The 15,200-nt window shown below is 47.5% G+C and carries 14 protein-coding genes and 2 rRNA genes; 8 read left to right on the top strand and 8 right to left on the bottom strand.

Annotated elements, in window-relative coordinates; all coding sequences use genetic code 11:
- Window positions 1–73: 73 nt before the first annotated feature.
- Window positions 74–502 carry a RidA family protein gene (locus ABJO30_00730; protein ID MEP3231330.1) on the bottom strand — a complete coding sequence of 143 codons (429 nt, stop codon included), beginning with the start codon at window positions 500–502 and terminating at the stop codon, window positions 74–76.
- A gap of 146 nt (window positions 503–648) precedes the next feature.
- On the opposite strand from ABJO30_00730, the gene speB reads away from it, so the two are divergent.
- From speB to ABJO30_00715, 3 genes are all read left to right on the top strand, one after another.
- Window positions 649–1,623 (top strand): agmatinase, encoded by a 975-nt coding sequence (gene speB, locus ABJO30_00725; GenBank protein ID MEP3231329.1) that lies wholly within the window; start codon window positions 649–651, stop codon window positions 1,621–1,623.
- The gene (locus tag ABJO30_00720; GenBank protein ID MEP3231328.1) at window positions 1,590–2,234 is read left to right on the top strand and encodes a DUF938 domain-containing protein; all 645 of its coding nucleotides are present in this window, start codon (window positions 1,590–1,592) and stop codon (window positions 2,232–2,234) included. The genes speB and ABJO30_00720 overlap by 34 nt, the downstream gene beginning before the upstream one ends.
- 190 nt (window positions 2,235–2,424) lie before the next feature.
- On the top strand, window positions 2,425–2,676 hold the full coding sequence (locus tag ABJO30_00715) for a hypothetical protein (protein ID MEP3231327.1): 252 nt from the start codon (window positions 2,425–2,427) through the stop codon (window positions 2,674–2,676).
- Window positions 2,677–2,698: 22 nt separating this feature from the next.
- On the opposite strand, the gene ABJO30_00710 is transcribed toward ABJO30_00715, so the two are convergent.
- The 4 genes from ABJO30_00710 to nthA are packed head-to-tail and all read right to left on the bottom strand — an operon-like array spanning window position 2,699 to window position 5,661.
- Window positions 2,699–4,012, bottom strand: a complete 1,314-nt coding sequence (locus ABJO30_00710) for a malonyl-CoA decarboxylase (GenBank protein ID MEP3231326.1) — start codon at window positions 4,010–4,012, stop codon at window positions 2,699–2,701.
- 17 nt (window positions 4,013–4,029) lie between these two features.
- Window positions 4,030–4,395: a nitrile hydratase accessory protein gene (locus ABJO30_00705; GenBank protein ID MEP3231325.1), complete on the bottom strand. Its 366-nt coding sequence runs from the start codon at window positions 4,393–4,395 to the stop codon at window positions 4,030–4,032.
- The gene (nthB, locus tag ABJO30_00700) at window positions 4,382–5,041 is read right to left on the bottom strand and encodes a nitrile hydratase subunit beta (GenBank protein MEP3231324.1); all 660 of its coding nucleotides are present in this window, start codon (window positions 5,039–5,041) and stop codon (window positions 4,382–4,384) included. The genes ABJO30_00705 and nthB overlap by 14 nt, the downstream gene beginning before the upstream one ends.
- Complete coding sequence (gene nthA, locus ABJO30_00695; GenBank protein MEP3231323.1) at window positions 5,038–5,661, bottom strand: nitrile hydratase subunit alpha; 624 nt, start codon at window positions 5,659–5,661, stop codon at window positions 5,038–5,040. Before nthA ends, nthB begins: the two co-directional genes overlap by 4 nt.
- A gap of 195 nt (window positions 5,662–5,856) precedes the next feature.
- Here nthA and ggt point away from each other — a divergent pair, with 195 nt between their 5' ends.
- The 5 genes from ggt to ABJO30_00670 all read left to right on the top strand — a co-directional run bounded on the left by ggt (window position 5,857) and on the right by ABJO30_00670 (window position 12,870).
- Window positions 5,857–7,635, top strand: coding sequence for a gamma-glutamyltransferase (ggt, locus tag ABJO30_00690; GenBank protein MEP3231322.1), 1,779 nt, complete (start codon window positions 5,857–5,859; stop codon window positions 7,633–7,635).
- Window positions 7,636–7,654: 19 nt separating this feature from the next.
- Entirely contained in the window at window positions 7,655–8,146 is a 492-nt protein-coding gene (locus tag ABJO30_00685; protein ID MEP3231321.1) for an MOSC domain-containing protein, read from the top strand.
- A 53-nt stretch (window positions 8,147–8,199) separates the two neighbouring features.
- Complete coding sequence (locus ABJO30_00680; GenBank protein MEP3231320.1) at window positions 8,200–10,365, top strand: methyl-accepting chemotaxis protein; 2,166 nt, start codon at window positions 8,200–8,202, stop codon at window positions 10,363–10,365.
- A gap of 326 nt (window positions 10,366–10,691) precedes the next feature.
- On the top strand, window positions 10,692–12,332 hold the full coding sequence (locus tag ABJO30_00675) for an AMP-binding protein (GenBank protein MEP3231319.1): 1,641 nt from the start codon (window positions 10,692–10,694) through the stop codon (window positions 12,330–12,332).
- 142 nt (window positions 12,333–12,474) lie between these two features.
- Complete coding sequence (locus tag ABJO30_00670) at window positions 12,475–12,870, top strand: hypothetical protein (protein MEP3231318.1); 396 nt, start codon at window positions 12,475–12,477, stop codon at window positions 12,868–12,870.
- A gap of 5 nt (window positions 12,871–12,875) precedes the next feature.
- Here the strand turns inward: ABJO30_00670 and bchE are convergent, their stop codons facing one another.
- The 3 genes from bchE to ABJO30_00655 form a co-directional block, all read right to left on the bottom strand.
- Window positions 12,876–14,399 carry a magnesium-protoporphyrin IX monomethyl ester anaerobic oxidative cyclase gene (bchE, locus tag ABJO30_00665; protein ID MEP3231317.1) on the bottom strand — a complete coding sequence of 508 codons (1,524 nt, stop codon included), beginning with the start codon at window positions 14,397–14,399 and terminating at the stop codon, window positions 12,876–12,878.
- A gap of 143 nt (window positions 14,400–14,542) precedes the next feature.
- Window positions 14,543–14,657: ribosomal RNA gene (rrf, locus tag ABJO30_00660) — 5S ribosomal RNA — on the bottom strand.
- A 91-nt stretch (window positions 14,658–14,748) separates the two neighbouring features.
- Window positions 14,749–15,200 (bottom strand): 23S ribosomal RNA (locus ABJO30_00655); the annotation flags it as partial.

The raw sequence follows: 15,200 nt of genomic DNA, 5'->3' as shown, positions 1-15,200 counted from the left end.
TGAAACCCAGCCTAATGGAGCACCAATTAGAAATATGAGGCCAATAATAATCGCCAAACCAAATTCCAAATTCTCATCCTATCATTAGTAGTAACGGATCTGAATTATCAGATTTATCGGGCCTCCTTGCAACCATGTCAATCTCAACCAACGCCTTAACTGCAAGTCCAGTAACGCCAATGCAGGTTCGCGCAGGCAAACGATCCGCGGGAAAGTAAGAGGCATAGACCTTGTTCATCGCCTCATAATCACGCTCAAATTCGGTTATGTAAACGCGGCACTGTGCCACGTCATCAAGGCCCAACCCCATGCCCTCCAAGACGATGATGAGATTATCCATCACGCGCCGGGTTTGAGCTTCAATACCTTCGGGCAAAGCCCGATCCGGCTCACCCGGCCAAGTTGGCATTTGCCCTGTTACAAAGATAAACCCGTCCACCTCAGTGGCGTGAGAAAATGGCGCAACGCCCTTAGGTGCCTTTGCGATTTGGTGAAATTCAATTTTGCCCATATTTGCCCTCATTCTTATTTTCGCATTCCAGCCTAATAGGGAACACCTTAGCCTATGATTTTTTAATTGGCTGCACAATTTACGTGGACGACGACTAATTCACGGGTAAGATGACGACGAATTGCAAAGGCTATCTGATGACCAAAAAAAGTGACCCACGTTTTCAACCAATTTCAGGTTTCGACCTTCCAAGATTTGCTGGCGTACCAACATTCATGCGCCTGCCTTATATAAGTGCGGACGATCCTGATTATGGGAAAGTGGATATTGGCATTATTGGCGTTCCTTGGGATGGTGGAACCACCAATAGGCCCGGCGCGCGCCATGGTCCGCGTCAGTTGAGAGATCTTTCCACGATGATCCGCGCAGCCCATCCTGTCTCTGGCCTGCGCCCTTTTGAGATGTTCAATTGTGCTGACCTTGGTGATGTTGGCCCAAACCCTGCTGACCTTGATGATTCCATGCAACGGGTGAGTACTGCCTATACTGATCTCAAGCGCGACGGCATTATACCGCTCACAGCAGGCGGCGATCATTTGATCTCCCTTCCTATTTTACGTGGGCTTGCGAGTGATGGTCCTGTTGGAATGGTTCATTTCGATTCGCACACTGACCTATTCAAAGACTACTTTGATGGCACCCAATATACCCACGGCACCCCGTTCCGCCGTGCGATTGAAGAAGGGTTGCTTGATCCTAAGCGCGTTATACAAATTGGTATTCGCGGCACCATGTATGATGATGAAGATATTCGGTGGGGTCGCGAACAAGGGGTGACGATCATCACCATTGATGACTTCATGACACGCGGCATCGATGATGTCATGAGCGAAGCACGGCAAGTTGTTGGCACCCAGCCAACCTATGTCAGCTACGATATTGATTTTATCGATCCCGCCTTTTGCCCCGGTACCGGCACACCAGAAATTGGCGGGCCAAACACATGGCAGGCACAGCAAGTGGTGCGACATTTGGACGGGTTGAATTTGATCGGTGCCGACTTGGTAGAAGTTTCCCCACCCTTTGATCAATCAGGCGGCACAGCTTGGGTCGGCGCTTCCATCATGTTCGAGCTTTTATGCCAACTCGTTTCAAGCAAGGCTTCACGATGACCCAGCAAGATCAACGTCGTTCAGCCCCCTCAGCCCTTAGAAACCGTGAAACCATCGCGAACATTTTGCAGTCAGTCTTACCAGACAGCGGCGTGGTATTGGAAATTGGGTCAGGCACGGGTGAACATGTCATTCATTTTGCTGAAAAATTTGGCAACCTTACCTTTCAGCCGACCGAACGCGACCCTGTAAAACTGGAAAGCATAATAGCATGGACTGAGGAAACTAAACTTCCCAACATTCGTCACCCCTTTGCTTTTGACCTGCTAGAAGATGACGCCCCGATTGAAAAGGCAGATGCTGTGATCTCTGCCAATGTGATCCACATAGCACCATGGGCTGCAACGGTCGCGCTGTTTAAACTGGCGGGCCAATTACTCCCGAGTGATGCGCCTTTGTTTTTCTATGGTCCGTTCCATCGCAGTGACATTGAGACCGCCCCAAGCAACGTGGCTTTTGATGCAAAGTTACATGCAGAAAATCCGGGCGGCGGGCTGCGTCATATTGATGACATGACAGCACTCGGCATTGAAAAAGGTTTTACCCCGCCAACGATCATCGAGATGCCAGCCAACAATCTTTCAGTCATTTTCAAAAAAACAACTTGCTGAAACCGTGCTTTATATTGCCTTTAATCACAGACTTTAATCAACATCAAAACCTACTGTTAATTATATCAGCAATAATTCCAATTATAAATCAAAACAAATTAAATATTAGACCTTATTTTTATCACCCTAAATCCCTAATAAAGGAATTTATGACAATATTTAATTTGAAATTCAATTTTCAAATTCAAAAATGAAAGATAAAAATATGGATGGCCTTCTTCTTATTGGAATTGTCGCTTTCGTACTAATAATCAATCTGAAACTTCTTGGGATTAATTTATCCATATTTGATGATCTCGCCAACAAAGAATTCTTATACTACAAGCGCGCGCCCAAGCGTTCAGGCAGACGTTGGGGAAATGATGGTGATGGCGGTATTGGCGGATACTATGGCGGATATTACGGTGGTGACGGAGGCGGCGACGCAGGCGGCGGCGATTGATTTCAGGTCAAAGCCCTAAGGCTTAAGATCGCAGCGCCTTGTCAGCCAATGTTTTTACAGATTTATGAGCCACCACAACGCGGTCTTGCGCATAGGTTTCGTGGTTAGCTTCCACATCTTGAAGGTTATAGAGATAGTTCACCATCAAACCTGCCGACTGTTTCAGCCCCTTCATTGAAACATCACCCGCCCAATTAATCTGCAATAAGCTTGCACCATTACCAAGATGGAATCGCGCCACCGGATCAATCGGCATGCCGTCAGGCCGTTTTTCATTGATGAAATAGTGTGCCGCTAATTCCGTCAGATTATCTTTCAAACCAACAATGCGTTCTAGCCCTTGCCCGTCTTCAATTGATTGAACAGCTCCCAACGCTTCATGTGCTTTGCCATCGGGTTCCTCTTGCGAGGATTTTGAAAGCCATCGCGAAAAAGTCGGCACTGGGGAGAGTGTCACGAAAGTTTTCAAATTCGGCAGATCATGCGCCAAATCACTGGCAACTTGTTTAATCAAGAAGTTGCCGAAGGACACACCTTGCAGGCCTTTTTGGCAATTAGAAATTGAATAAAAAACAGCAGCACTCGCCTCTTCCGCCGCTATTTCATCACGGCCTTCCGCCAAAACAGTTTGGATAGACGTTGCAATCTCATTGGTGAGTGCAATCTCGACAAAGATCAAAGGCTCATCGGGCATCGCCGGATGAAAAAACGCATAGCAGCGTCGATCTTCAGGTAAGAGCCTGCGGCGCAAATCATCCCAGCTGGAAATTTCGTGGACTGCCTCATAAGAGATTACTTTTTCAAGAATATGAGCTGGTGTCGTCCAATCAATGGGGCGCAACACGAGGAAGCCGCGATTGAACCAAGAGGAAAACAAATATTCAAAATCAGCATCGGTACGCTTGAGGCGCGAGGCATCGTTCAACATGCCCAACAAATCTTCCCGCATACGAACCAACCGCTCAGTCCCACCTGGTGCACTGTTTAATTGGCGCAACAAATCAAGCCGTTTTGGTTCACACAATTTGCGAAGGTTTTTCAGCGCATCCGCTGATCTGTTCGCTGCATATTCCGTTGCTGCCGCAGTCGCGTCATCTGTCGCAACATCAAGGTTTTCATTGAGATAAAAAAAGAACTCCTGCTTCTCCTCAACGCTCAACGTCTCATATTTAGTGAATAAGGCGTGTGCAATCTTGGTGCCCGACGCTTCACCGCGCCCAGACAACAATGCGTCACAAAGCTCCGAGGTGGAGCGTTTATCAGTCGATTTTGAAAAGACGATTGCCCGTTCAAAAACACTTGAAAGCATACCGTAAATACTAGAGTTGCCGCTCATATTAATCCCTGATTTTTCTAACTTACATCCCGCCCAAGAACGATTGGCTCACCATGCGGCGTTGCCCTCGCGGCGCGATCCCATGCGTCTTTTCGTTCACTCAATGGGTCTGTTTCAACAAGCCCTTTTTGCAAAGATATTCGTTCCAAAGCCGTCAACCAGCACTGGTAGTAGCCCTCATTATCTGGTTTTTCCTTGATAACGCCCCCAAGCATTTCCGCCCATTCGTTCACGGTAAATTGCCCGCGATCAACAAGCAGATGAACGATTGAAAACACTTCCGCGTGCCAAGGTTCTTCAAAAACTGCACCCACTTCATCCACGGGTAGATTATCAAGTTTTAACAATGCAGAATGAGCCGCATTCTTATCAAGCGCGCTCAAGGTAAGGCTCCCATAGGTCCGCCATCACATGGTCACCACGTCGTGCTTCATCACCCCAAAGTTCATCCGCCGCAAATTGAACAGTGTAGAGCCATTGCGGGTCTTCACCATCCCCGCGCGCATTGCTGTCTGGATAAACATAACCGCCATGGGCTGATATGATGGTGCCAACGTGCCCGCGAACATAACGCGGTGCGCGTGTATGGCCCATCGGGTGAAAGTTTTTAACCCGCACCTCATCACCAATCTCAAATTCTGCAGCGTTGGAAATTGGCCGATCGCAATGACCGCCAGCTTTTAAAACACCTTCTACCGCGTCAGCCTTCAAAACACCTTTTACAGGAATGGCTGGCGTCGACATTTCACCTGTTTCAAGCTCTTCGCTCGTCACCAAACCAACCTCAACCATTAAGCGCTCTAGGCCCGCAATCCAAATTTGATAATAGCTTGAATTAAGATATTGCGGCGGCGGCAGGCTCTCGCGCGCATGGCGTGATTTATCAAGGTTCCACTTGCCCGATGCGGCCATCGCAATAACAATTGCAAGAGCGCGTTCTTCCCATTCGCCGTGGAAAACAGGTTTCACTGGTTCGCCGATGACGGGGCCAAAGCCTTGCATACCACCTAGATCATGCCCTGAATTCATGACGCCACCTCACCAACGTTGAGCGCCACGCCAGTCCCAATCATGGAATCGCGTGTGACGAGATCAGCAAGATCAGCCTCGCTCATACCATCGGTCCCCTCAGGCCTTTTGGGGATGACGAGATAACGAAGCTCAGCTGTTGAATCCCAAACTTGAACGGAAACATCATCATCCAGCGTAACACCAAAATCTGCGAGCACACCGCGCGGGTCCATGACGGCACGAGAGCGATAAGGGGCCGATTTATACCAAATCGGTGGCAAGCCCAAAACATGCCAAGGATAACAAGAACAAAGCGTACAAACGACCATGTGGTGAACATTGTCAGTGTTTTCGACCACCTTCATATGTTCTGTTTGTCGCCCTTCAAAGCCGAGAGAATTAACCGCCGCCGTTGCATCTGTTCGTAGCCAAGCTAAAAATTCTGGATCAGACCACGCTTTCGCAACAACCTCAGCGCCATTGCGCGGGCCGACCTGATTTTCATAAGTGTCGACAATTACATCAAGAGCTGCAGGGTCAATATAGCCCTTTTCAGTCAACAAAGACTCTAAAGCTCGCACTCTTAACGCGGTCTCAGATAATTCGGATCCTTCACCGTGGTCATGATCATGGCCCATTGTCATCTCCTTGTTTGATTACCATTTGGACCTGATTGTCCACAGTTTGGCAAGTTGCAAATTTCCAATCCCGCAAAGTTGAACTTCAATTTTTCCTAAAGCATTTGTGCCAGTGATTTATGATGATAGGGTCGCAGGGACTTCTCTCAAAATGGTTCATTCATGCAATTACCCAGCCTATTTTCATCAATCCGAATGAAAACCCGTCTTTTCATTGCTTTGACACTCACCGTCACAGCAGGTGCTGCATTTATTTTTCCGCCACACCTTGCAACTGCCCAACAAGCAGCTGATCAAGTTCAGCCTGAAGAACAAACCTCAGTTGCCTCAAGCCCCAACAAAAAATCAGCGACCGGTGAAAAATGGATCGTCTCCGTGGCAAATCCTCATGCAGCAGAAGCAGGCGCTGCCGTGTTGCGCGCTGGTGGCAATGCTGTTGATGCAATGGTTGCGGTGCAGCTGACCCTTGGCCTTGTTGAGCCACAATCTTCTGGTCTCGGCGGTGGTGGGTTTTTACTCTATTGGGACAACAAAGCTCAAAAATTGCATTCCGTTGACGGTCGCGAAACCGCACCTCAAAACATAAATCCAAAACACTTTCTGGATGCGAGTGGTAAAACACTGAAATTTTTTGACGCAGTGGTAAGCGGTCGCTCCGTTGGTGTTCCAGGCTTGCCAAAACTACTCCATCAAACGCATCAAAAATTTGGCAACAAAGCTTGGGAAGATCTGTTTAGCAATCCGCTTAAACTGGCAGAAGATGGTTTTAAAGTGTCACCAAGAATGGCGGGACTTATTGAGCGGCGTGCAACTGGATTAAGCCGGTTTGACACCACGCGTGCCTATTTCATGGATGACAATGGCAAGCCCCTTCGCAGAGGCACATTGCTTAAAAACCCAGCTTACGCTCAAAGCCTTTTGGATTTCCAAAAAGAAGGCGCTGATGTCTTTTACAAAGGACGGATTGCCCGCCAGATTGTCGATGCTGTTCAAAACGCAAAAGACAGCGGCGGAACCTTGACCCTTGGTGACATGCAAAACTACAAAGCCAAAGAGCGCCAGCCAGTTTGCGCCCCTTACCGTGGCTACTCAATTTGTGGCATGGGGCCACCTTCTTCTGGCGCTATCGCGATTGGGCAAATTCTGGGCACGCTCGAACCTTTCGATCTAAAAGCACTCGGCCCTAACAATCCAACAGCTTGGCAACTAATTGGTGACGCAACAAGGCTCGCCTTCGCAGACCGTGGCCGCTATGTGGCTGATGAAGATTTCATCGTCGTCCCAAAGAAAGGGTTGCTTGAAACCTCCTACTTGCAAAAACGGGCTCAAAATCTGAAGGCTGGAGATCGCCTCAAGCAAGCAAACCCCGGCACACCAGCATTCGACCATGCGTTCAACTATGCTGATGATGAAGCAATCGAATTACCCTCAACAACCCACTTCACCATTCGCGACAGTGACGGCAACATCGTCTCCATGACAACATCGATAGAAAGTGCCTTTGGCTCCAATCTGATGGCTGGCGGGTTTTTGCTCAATAATCAACTAACGGATTTTTCCTTTAGAACCCATGTTGACCATCGCTTAATCGCCAATAGCATTGCGCCGGGAAAGCGACCACGCTCATCAATGTCGCCAACCATTATCTTTAAAGATGGCAAGCCGGTCATGGCCCTAGGTAGCCCTGGTGGTAGTCGGATAATTTCTTATGTTGCGCAGGCAATCATTGCCGTGATTGATTGGGATATGTCGATACAAGAAGCCTTTGACAACCCACACATAACCAATCGCTTTGGCACCTTCGCGCTTGAGGCCAGCACGAAAGCCATAGAGCTACAAGCACCGCTTGAGGCCATGGGATATAGGACCGTATCAATATCACTGAATTCAGGTCTCCACGGCATCACGATCAAAGACAACACCCTTATAGGCGCCGCAGACCGACGGCGTGAAGGCGTGGTAATAGCCGAATAGGCATAAGGAACCAACGACTGTGCAAACCATCGCAACCCTCGTCGCTCAATTTGCAAAAGCTGGAAAAGTAGAATGGATCGGCGTTCGCCCTGCCCGCAAGGAACCGCTAATTTCATTATCAAGTGCCAAGATCAACGTCACTGGCATTGAAGGCGACCACCGCACAAAACCCGGCAAAAGAACCGTGACGCTTATCCAAGCAGAACACTTAAGCGTAATCGCAAGTCTATGTGCTGATGAGACATCCCCAATAGATCCTGCGCGCCTCCGCCGCAACATTGTCGTTAGCGGCATCTCCCTTATGGGCCTACGCAATCGAGAGTTTCGGATCGGAAATGTCCTTCTAAGAGGTTCAGGTTTATGCGCGCCCTGCTCGCGAATGGAAACAGAACTGGGACATGGCGGATATAATGCAATGCGGGGGCACGGCGGAATTTGTGCAGAAGTACTAGAAGACGGGTTAATTGCAATAAACGAGCCGGTTATCTCTTACGACAACAGCGAGAATTAATTCATAATTAAACATAGCTGCCTTATCTTTAACCCAGCATAGAGGGTCTTTTGATGAGCAAAAATATTGTACCAAGAATCGTCGTTTGTTTTTTTGCGGGCGCCGTAACGTTAACATTGCTTTTGTTAGCTGTCGCAGGCTTCACCGCTTTCAACATTTCCAAACAACAAGGCACACAAGCCTTCGTCAACAGTGTTGAAAATAAACGTGACGCACTCAACAGAACGATGGTGAACATGGCAGGAAGCCTTCAAGCTTTCGCGGCATCGTCAGAAGCTGCGCGGAGTTTTGTAAGGTTTAGCGCTGGTTGGGCTCAGCTCAAAGATACAGCAACAGATGTGTTGCGCGACACTTACATCACTAAAAATCCAAACGAGCTCGGTAAGCGACACCTTATGGTCGAAGCTGAAGGTGCGAAGCATTATTACGCGTCAAACCACGCAGAATATCACACCATGATCGACCGCATGATGAAGTCATACGGATTTGCAGATATTGCCTTTGTCGATCCTAAGGGTAACTTCATTTACACCTACTCCAAAGGCCAGGATTTTGCCCGCCCTTCGGATAGTCCTGAATTAAAGGGCATAGCTAGCGTTGGTGCATACGAACAAACAATCGCATCAAAGGATGCTTGGTTCGACAAAGAAAAAGAACTAATGCGTCAAGATTATACTGGCCAAGTTTATTCATCCGGTATTGTGACGCAAAAGAACCAAACCCTCGGTCTCTCACTAGCAAGCCCAGTTTCTTATAGTGGTCGTTATATCGGCGTTATGATCATCAGCATTGATCAAACGCTCTTGTCTTCCGTACTGAATGCATCAACAGGTCTCGGCAGCACAGAGAAAACCTTTATTGTGAACAAAGACGGCTCTGCATTTTCTTTTGATGATATGGGCAAGGTTACCAGCACGATCAAGCTATCCGACGCTATTGTAGCAGGCATAAGTGGAGGTCGGTCGATCACGGCATCAACAAAGATTGAGGATGTCACAACAACAGTCGTTGGCAGCAAAATGTCAATCAATGGCCAAGAGGTTAGTCTCCTAGAAACGATAGCCAATGATGATCTGGAAGCATCCAGCATCAAAATTGTAACCCAACAGTCTATCTACGGCTTACTTTGCCTTATCGTCATCATCGGTCTTATTTTCTGGCAAACAAATAGACTTCTTGCTCCATTAGCCTCGCAGGTTAAAGTTGCCCGTCGACTTGCAGATGGCGACCTTGATATCGACATTGCAGAAACAACGAGAGAAGATGAGATCGGCCAAATGACCCAAGCTCTCACCGTGTTTCGCGATAATGCTATTGAGCAGAAAAAATCGTCCGAAGAACGCAGGAAAAATCACATCGCTCGTGATAATCGCCAGACTAAAATTGATCAAATGATCAACGATTTCCGCGACGAAATGACCGAGACATTTAGTGTCGTGCATGAGATCACAGAAATGATTGGTGAAAAGGCGAACACTCTAAATGCTGGCATCAGCACGACATCTTCAGAAGCTGAAAATGCAGACGCATCATCAACGCAAGCATCTGGCAATGTGGATTCTGTAGCGGCGGCTGCGTCGCAGATGAACGATTCAGTTAAACAAACAACCAGTGAACTCGTCTCAGCAAGCGAAATGATCCAACAATGTAATGAGAAAGCACGCACCACAAACGACAACATCAGTGGCCTTGCGCTAAACGCTCAAAAAATTGGTGATGTTGTTGGTTTGATTTCTGACATCGCAGAACAAACTAACTTGCTTGCCTTAAACGCAACTATTGAAGCAGCCCGTGCAGGTGAAGCTGGACGTGGTTTTGCAGTCGTTGCATCTGAAGTAAAATCACTTGCTTCACAAACATCAACGGCCACGGAAGAAATCTCCAGTCAGATTTCAGAAATTCAGGGCCTAACAGATAGCGCTGTTTTTGCCATCAATGACATCGCGGAAATGGTCGGCACGATTCACGGCCAAGCCGATGAAATTCTCTCCAAGATGCGCGAGCAAAGCACTGCGATCAACGACATTTCTGATCATGCTTCTAGTGCCGCAGACAGCACATCGTCAGCAGCAACTTATGTGACAAACATCAAACAACGGGTAGGTGAAAACCACAGCCACTCAGATGAAATGTCAACAGCTTCGGTTCAACTGAGCGAAAAAACGGCGGGGCTTAAGAGCAATGTCGAGAGCTTCCTTAAGAACGTCGTGAACGTGTAGCAAGGCGCTCAATATATATGCAGACAAAACCGGCGCTTTCGAGCGTCGGTTTTTTTTTTGCCGACAACGAAAAGAAGCCCCATTTCAAATGTTCATGCGCGCATAAGCAACGAATGGGTTTCCATTGTTTCAATCCGCAATAAGAGCATCATCATCATAAATTTCGAGGCGCATGCGATGATGAACCTGAACTATCAGCCAATCACTTAAAAATACCAATTCGTTTTGATAATTGTCCCCTGTTCCTCACCGCTTAGGTTCGCTACCTTCTAAAGACATTTCAACATGGGTAGGTGTTGGATGAATTATGGGAGAGGGACAACATTATGATGGATTTCAGCACATTTGATCGTTCGTATGAGAATGCACGCGAGAATTACTCGCTAGACATTCCTGAGCACTTTAATTTCGCCTTTGATGTGCTCGATAAGCGCGCAAAGGAAGCCGACAAAGCAGCCTTGATTGCGATCAATGTTAAGGCTGATACGCAAACGACTGTGTCCTACTCTGATCTTTCCAATAGCTCAGCCCGCTTCGGCAAAGCCTTAATGGCGCTAGGCCTAGAGCGCGGCGATGCAGCCTGTATTGTGATTGGCCGCCAAGCTGAATGGCATTCAGTTTTGTTTGGTTGCATGAAGGCCGGCGTTATTTCCATGCCGGGTACTAATCTTCTTACCGCAAAAGACATCGCCTACCGTGTCAATCAAGCAGGCGCGAAAGCTGTAATCGTCTCAGAACAGCATGTTACGAAGGTCGACGAAATTTTCGACGATTGCCCAACATTGCAACATCGTATTGTCGTTGGCAGCGCCTCCGGCGATTGGCATTCTTATGAAGACCTATGCGCTGGCCAAGACGCCGACTTAAACGCTGATGATCTACCGCCCTTCAAGGCGACCGACACCATGATGATCTATTTCACATCTGGCACCACGGCCTTGCCCAAAATGGTCGGGCGCGATTTTGGCTATGCATTAGCCCACGCGGCTACCGGCCTGTTTTGGATGGACCTACAAGAAAGTGACATTCACTGGACGCTGACTGATACAGGCTGGGCGAAAGCAGCATGGGGAATGTTATTTCCACAAATGTTGATCGGTGTCACAACCATTCTCTACGATGCACCTGGCATGGATGCGGAAGCTCATTTACACACAATCAAAGAGCTTGGCGTGACAACCTTTTGCGCACCGCCAACCGTCTACCGTCTTTTTGCGCAACTTGACCTCGGCCAATATGATTTGACCTCATTAAGACGCTGCCTTGGTGCAGGTGAACCGCTTAATCCAGAAGTTATTCGCTATTGGCAAAAACACACTGGCACGTTGATTGCGGATGGGTATGGCCAAACCGAGACCATCAACATTGTCGGCAATTTCCCCGATGTGGAAACTCGCTTCGGCTCAATGGGTAAACCTGTCCCAGGCTTTGACGTTGATATAGTTGATGATGCGGGCGCGATCCTTCCTTCAGGCGAAGTTGGGCATATCGCCGTAAACACATCAGGAGAATGGCCAGCTGGGCTCTTCACGGGTTATATTAAGGATGGGGACCTTGATACGTCATCGTTCCGCAATGGTTGGTATTATACTGGTGACACGGCAAAACGAGATGAAGATGGGTATTTGTGGTTTGTTGGCCGTTCCGATGACCTGATCTCATCAGCTGGATATCGCATAAGCCCGTTTGAAGTTGAAAGCGCACTCATCGAGCATGAAAAAGTGGTCGAAAGCGCCGTAATTGGTGTTGCGGATGAAACCCGTGGCCAACTTGTCAAAGCCTACATCGTCTTAACAAATGCGGACGATGCCTCCCCTGCTCTTGCAAAAGAAATTCAAGAGTTTTGCAAAAACCTAACAGCGCCCTACAAATATCCGCGTGAGATTGAATTTGTAACGACATTGCCCAAGACAATTTCGGGTAAAATTAGACGGGTGGAACTTCGCGAGAATGAGGCGGAGGGGTGAAGCAAGAAAAGCGGCTGATTGGATAATTGAATTCCAATCCTAACCTTGATTTTCTACAAGCGAAACGCAAAAATTTGATCAAAACATGGGGGACAAAAGCCTCTCATGTGTCTTCGAAAATGTGTGACTAAGGATTTTTAAAATGAGCGATCCGTTGCTAGTTCAATACCAAGTTCTTGCCAATCAACGCATACATTTTGGGAAGCTGTATTGGCAATCTATCGCATTTCTCTTCGCGCTTCTTTTGTCTGTGGCTGCAATCATCGATAACCATGAGATGCTCACGGCACCTCCCAGCTTAGTTGCTGGCGGGGCAGTAATTATTTTGATGGCATTCGTAGCAGAACGATTGAGACGGTTAGAAGTTCGCTATGAAACTTTACTTACAGCCATTGAAGATGCTTTACGCGATAACGGCAGCCAACACATACAACAATCACCAAAATCCGGGAAGTTTGGCGCGCGCATGGTGATAACAATCGCATTGTTTATGTTGGGTATCTTGGTTGTTGCAGTCGCTATATCAATGATGGTCTAGTTATTTTATATAAGCCGTTGGATTTTGCCTCTTCTCGGTTTCAACGCGAGTGCATTTTCTTCATGTTCCAGGGTTTCTCCCCAAAACTGCTTGACGGTTGGGCCATTTTTCCAATGCGTATCTCGGAAAATGAAACCGATCATTTCATGAACCCAAACACGCCTGCCCATTTGATAATACCACCGTTGAGCATGACGGATTTTTGGATCTTTGAAAAAGAATAATCGGGCAAGCGCCTTAGGCCGCATCTGAACGATCAATTCAATTAATTTAACCCATAAGAATACTCGCCATGGGGGCACATAACGGGTTGAAAGAACCTGATGTTTATAATCCCATTTTGATTGATCCCCTTGGATAACCGCACGATGTTCAGCTTCTTTGAAAAATGGGGTCCATCGATGGGGCGTCACATAGACGGATTGGATTTGATCTGGGTCGTAAGAAAGGAGCTGTTTTAAAACACGCCAATAATCCCGATCTCGTTCTTCTTCAAATCCGACAACCCAAGTTGCCATCGACAACATGCCATGTTGACGCATTAATCTGATGGCTTCGCGGTCCGTTGTCGTTGAACCGCCTTTTCTTATTTTTTGTAAGACATCTTCGTCTGTGTTTTCCATTCCCATCAGGAACCGTTCTACTCCAGCTTGTTTATAGAGATGCAAATGCTCTTTATCTCTCACAATATCGTCTGCTCGTGTTGAGCCCACCAAGGTAACATCTACGTCTTCAGCAATCAGAGCTATAAGAAAACGTTTCCATAATTTTTTAGAAGACGTTGGGTTTTCATCAGCAAAATTGAACACCTCTACACCGTGTTCTCGATGTAGATATGCGATTTCCTTGGCAAATGTTTCGGGATTGCGGTTACGCCACTTTGTCCAAAACCCCCGTTGGCCACAATAATTGCAAGGGTGGGGGCACCCTCGGGAAAATTGAACCACCACTGCCCGCTTCTTTCCCCAATAAGAGTATTTCTTAAAATCAATCAGTTCCCAGCCGATCCGAAATTGATCGAGGTCTTGGGTTATTGGCCTTGGAGAGGTTGATACAACTTTACCTTGATGGCGAAACGCTATGCCTTGGACCAAATAGAGGGAGGTTGTTTTGGCTATCGCGTCAATTAATGCGCGGCAAGTTTCTTCACCTTCACCGCGAACGATGTAATCAAAATAGAGTTCATCAGACAGAATATCACGCCAATGGTATGTTGGAAAAACACCACCGTAGACCACGATGAGGTGCGGGTTATCAATTTTGGCGGCGTTAGCGATTTTTGCGGCAATTGGATGAGCAGAAGTGGATCCAGAATGGCCCAGAAGCAGTATATCCGGCGATATTGATTTTATATGGGCTTGGATTTCTTTGTCAGATGCGGGACCAAATTCACCATCAAAGAGGGAAACTTGATGTCCGTCGTCTATTAGGGGACCCCCAATACTGAGGAGCCCTAGAGGAGGAAGGTGATCGTCAGGAATACGACTTCCAATTGAAGGATGCGGTGGATTTACTATTAAAATATGCAAAATCACTCCCTAATTGGCGCTAATTTAAATAATGTAGCTGAAATTTTCAAAATTAGAACGCAAAAAAGCCCCCGATGTTTCCATCGGAGGCTTTTTTAATTTTGTATAGAGAAATTTTCAAAGATTTCTTTTGCATTTTACAGGCCCGGCAGCGACTTACTCTCCCACGCCTTAAGACGAAGTACCATCAGCGCTGAGAAGTTTCACTTCCGAGTTCGGGATGGGATCGGGTGGGGGCTTCTCGCTATTACCACCGGGCCGGTGAAATGCAAAAGATTAGGTCTATTATCTCATATTTTTTTTGGATTATTCACACTAGTGAGGTGCAAATAAATATCGACTAATGAGAGCAATCAAGCCATTCGAGTTATTAGTACTGGTAAGCTTCAGACCTTACGGCCCTTCCACACCCAGCCTATCGACGTCGTAGTCTTCGACGACTCTCAAGGGAAAACTTATCTCTAGGTGGGTTTCCCGCTTAGATGCTTTCAGCGGTTATCCCGTCCACACGTAGCTACCCTGCAATGCTGCTGGCGCAACAACAGGTCCACCAGTGGTGTGTCCATCCCGGTCCTCTCGTACTAGGGACAGATCCTATCAATTTTCCTACGCCCACGGCAGATAGGGACCGAACTGTCTCACGACGTTCTGAACCCAGCTCACGTACCACTTTAATTGGCGAACAGCCAAACCCTTGGGACCTGCTCCAGCCCCAGGATGTGATGAGCCGACATCGAGGTGCCAAACAATGCCGTCGATATGGACTCTTGGGCATCATCAGCCTGTTATCCCCGGCGTACC

It is taken from the genome of Hyphomicrobiales bacterium (genome assembly GCA_039973685.1).
Lineage (GTDB): Bacteria > Pseudomonadota > Alphaproteobacteria > Rhizobiales > JACESI01 > JACESI01.
This window is presented reverse-complemented; position numbering and strand designations above follow the sequence as displayed.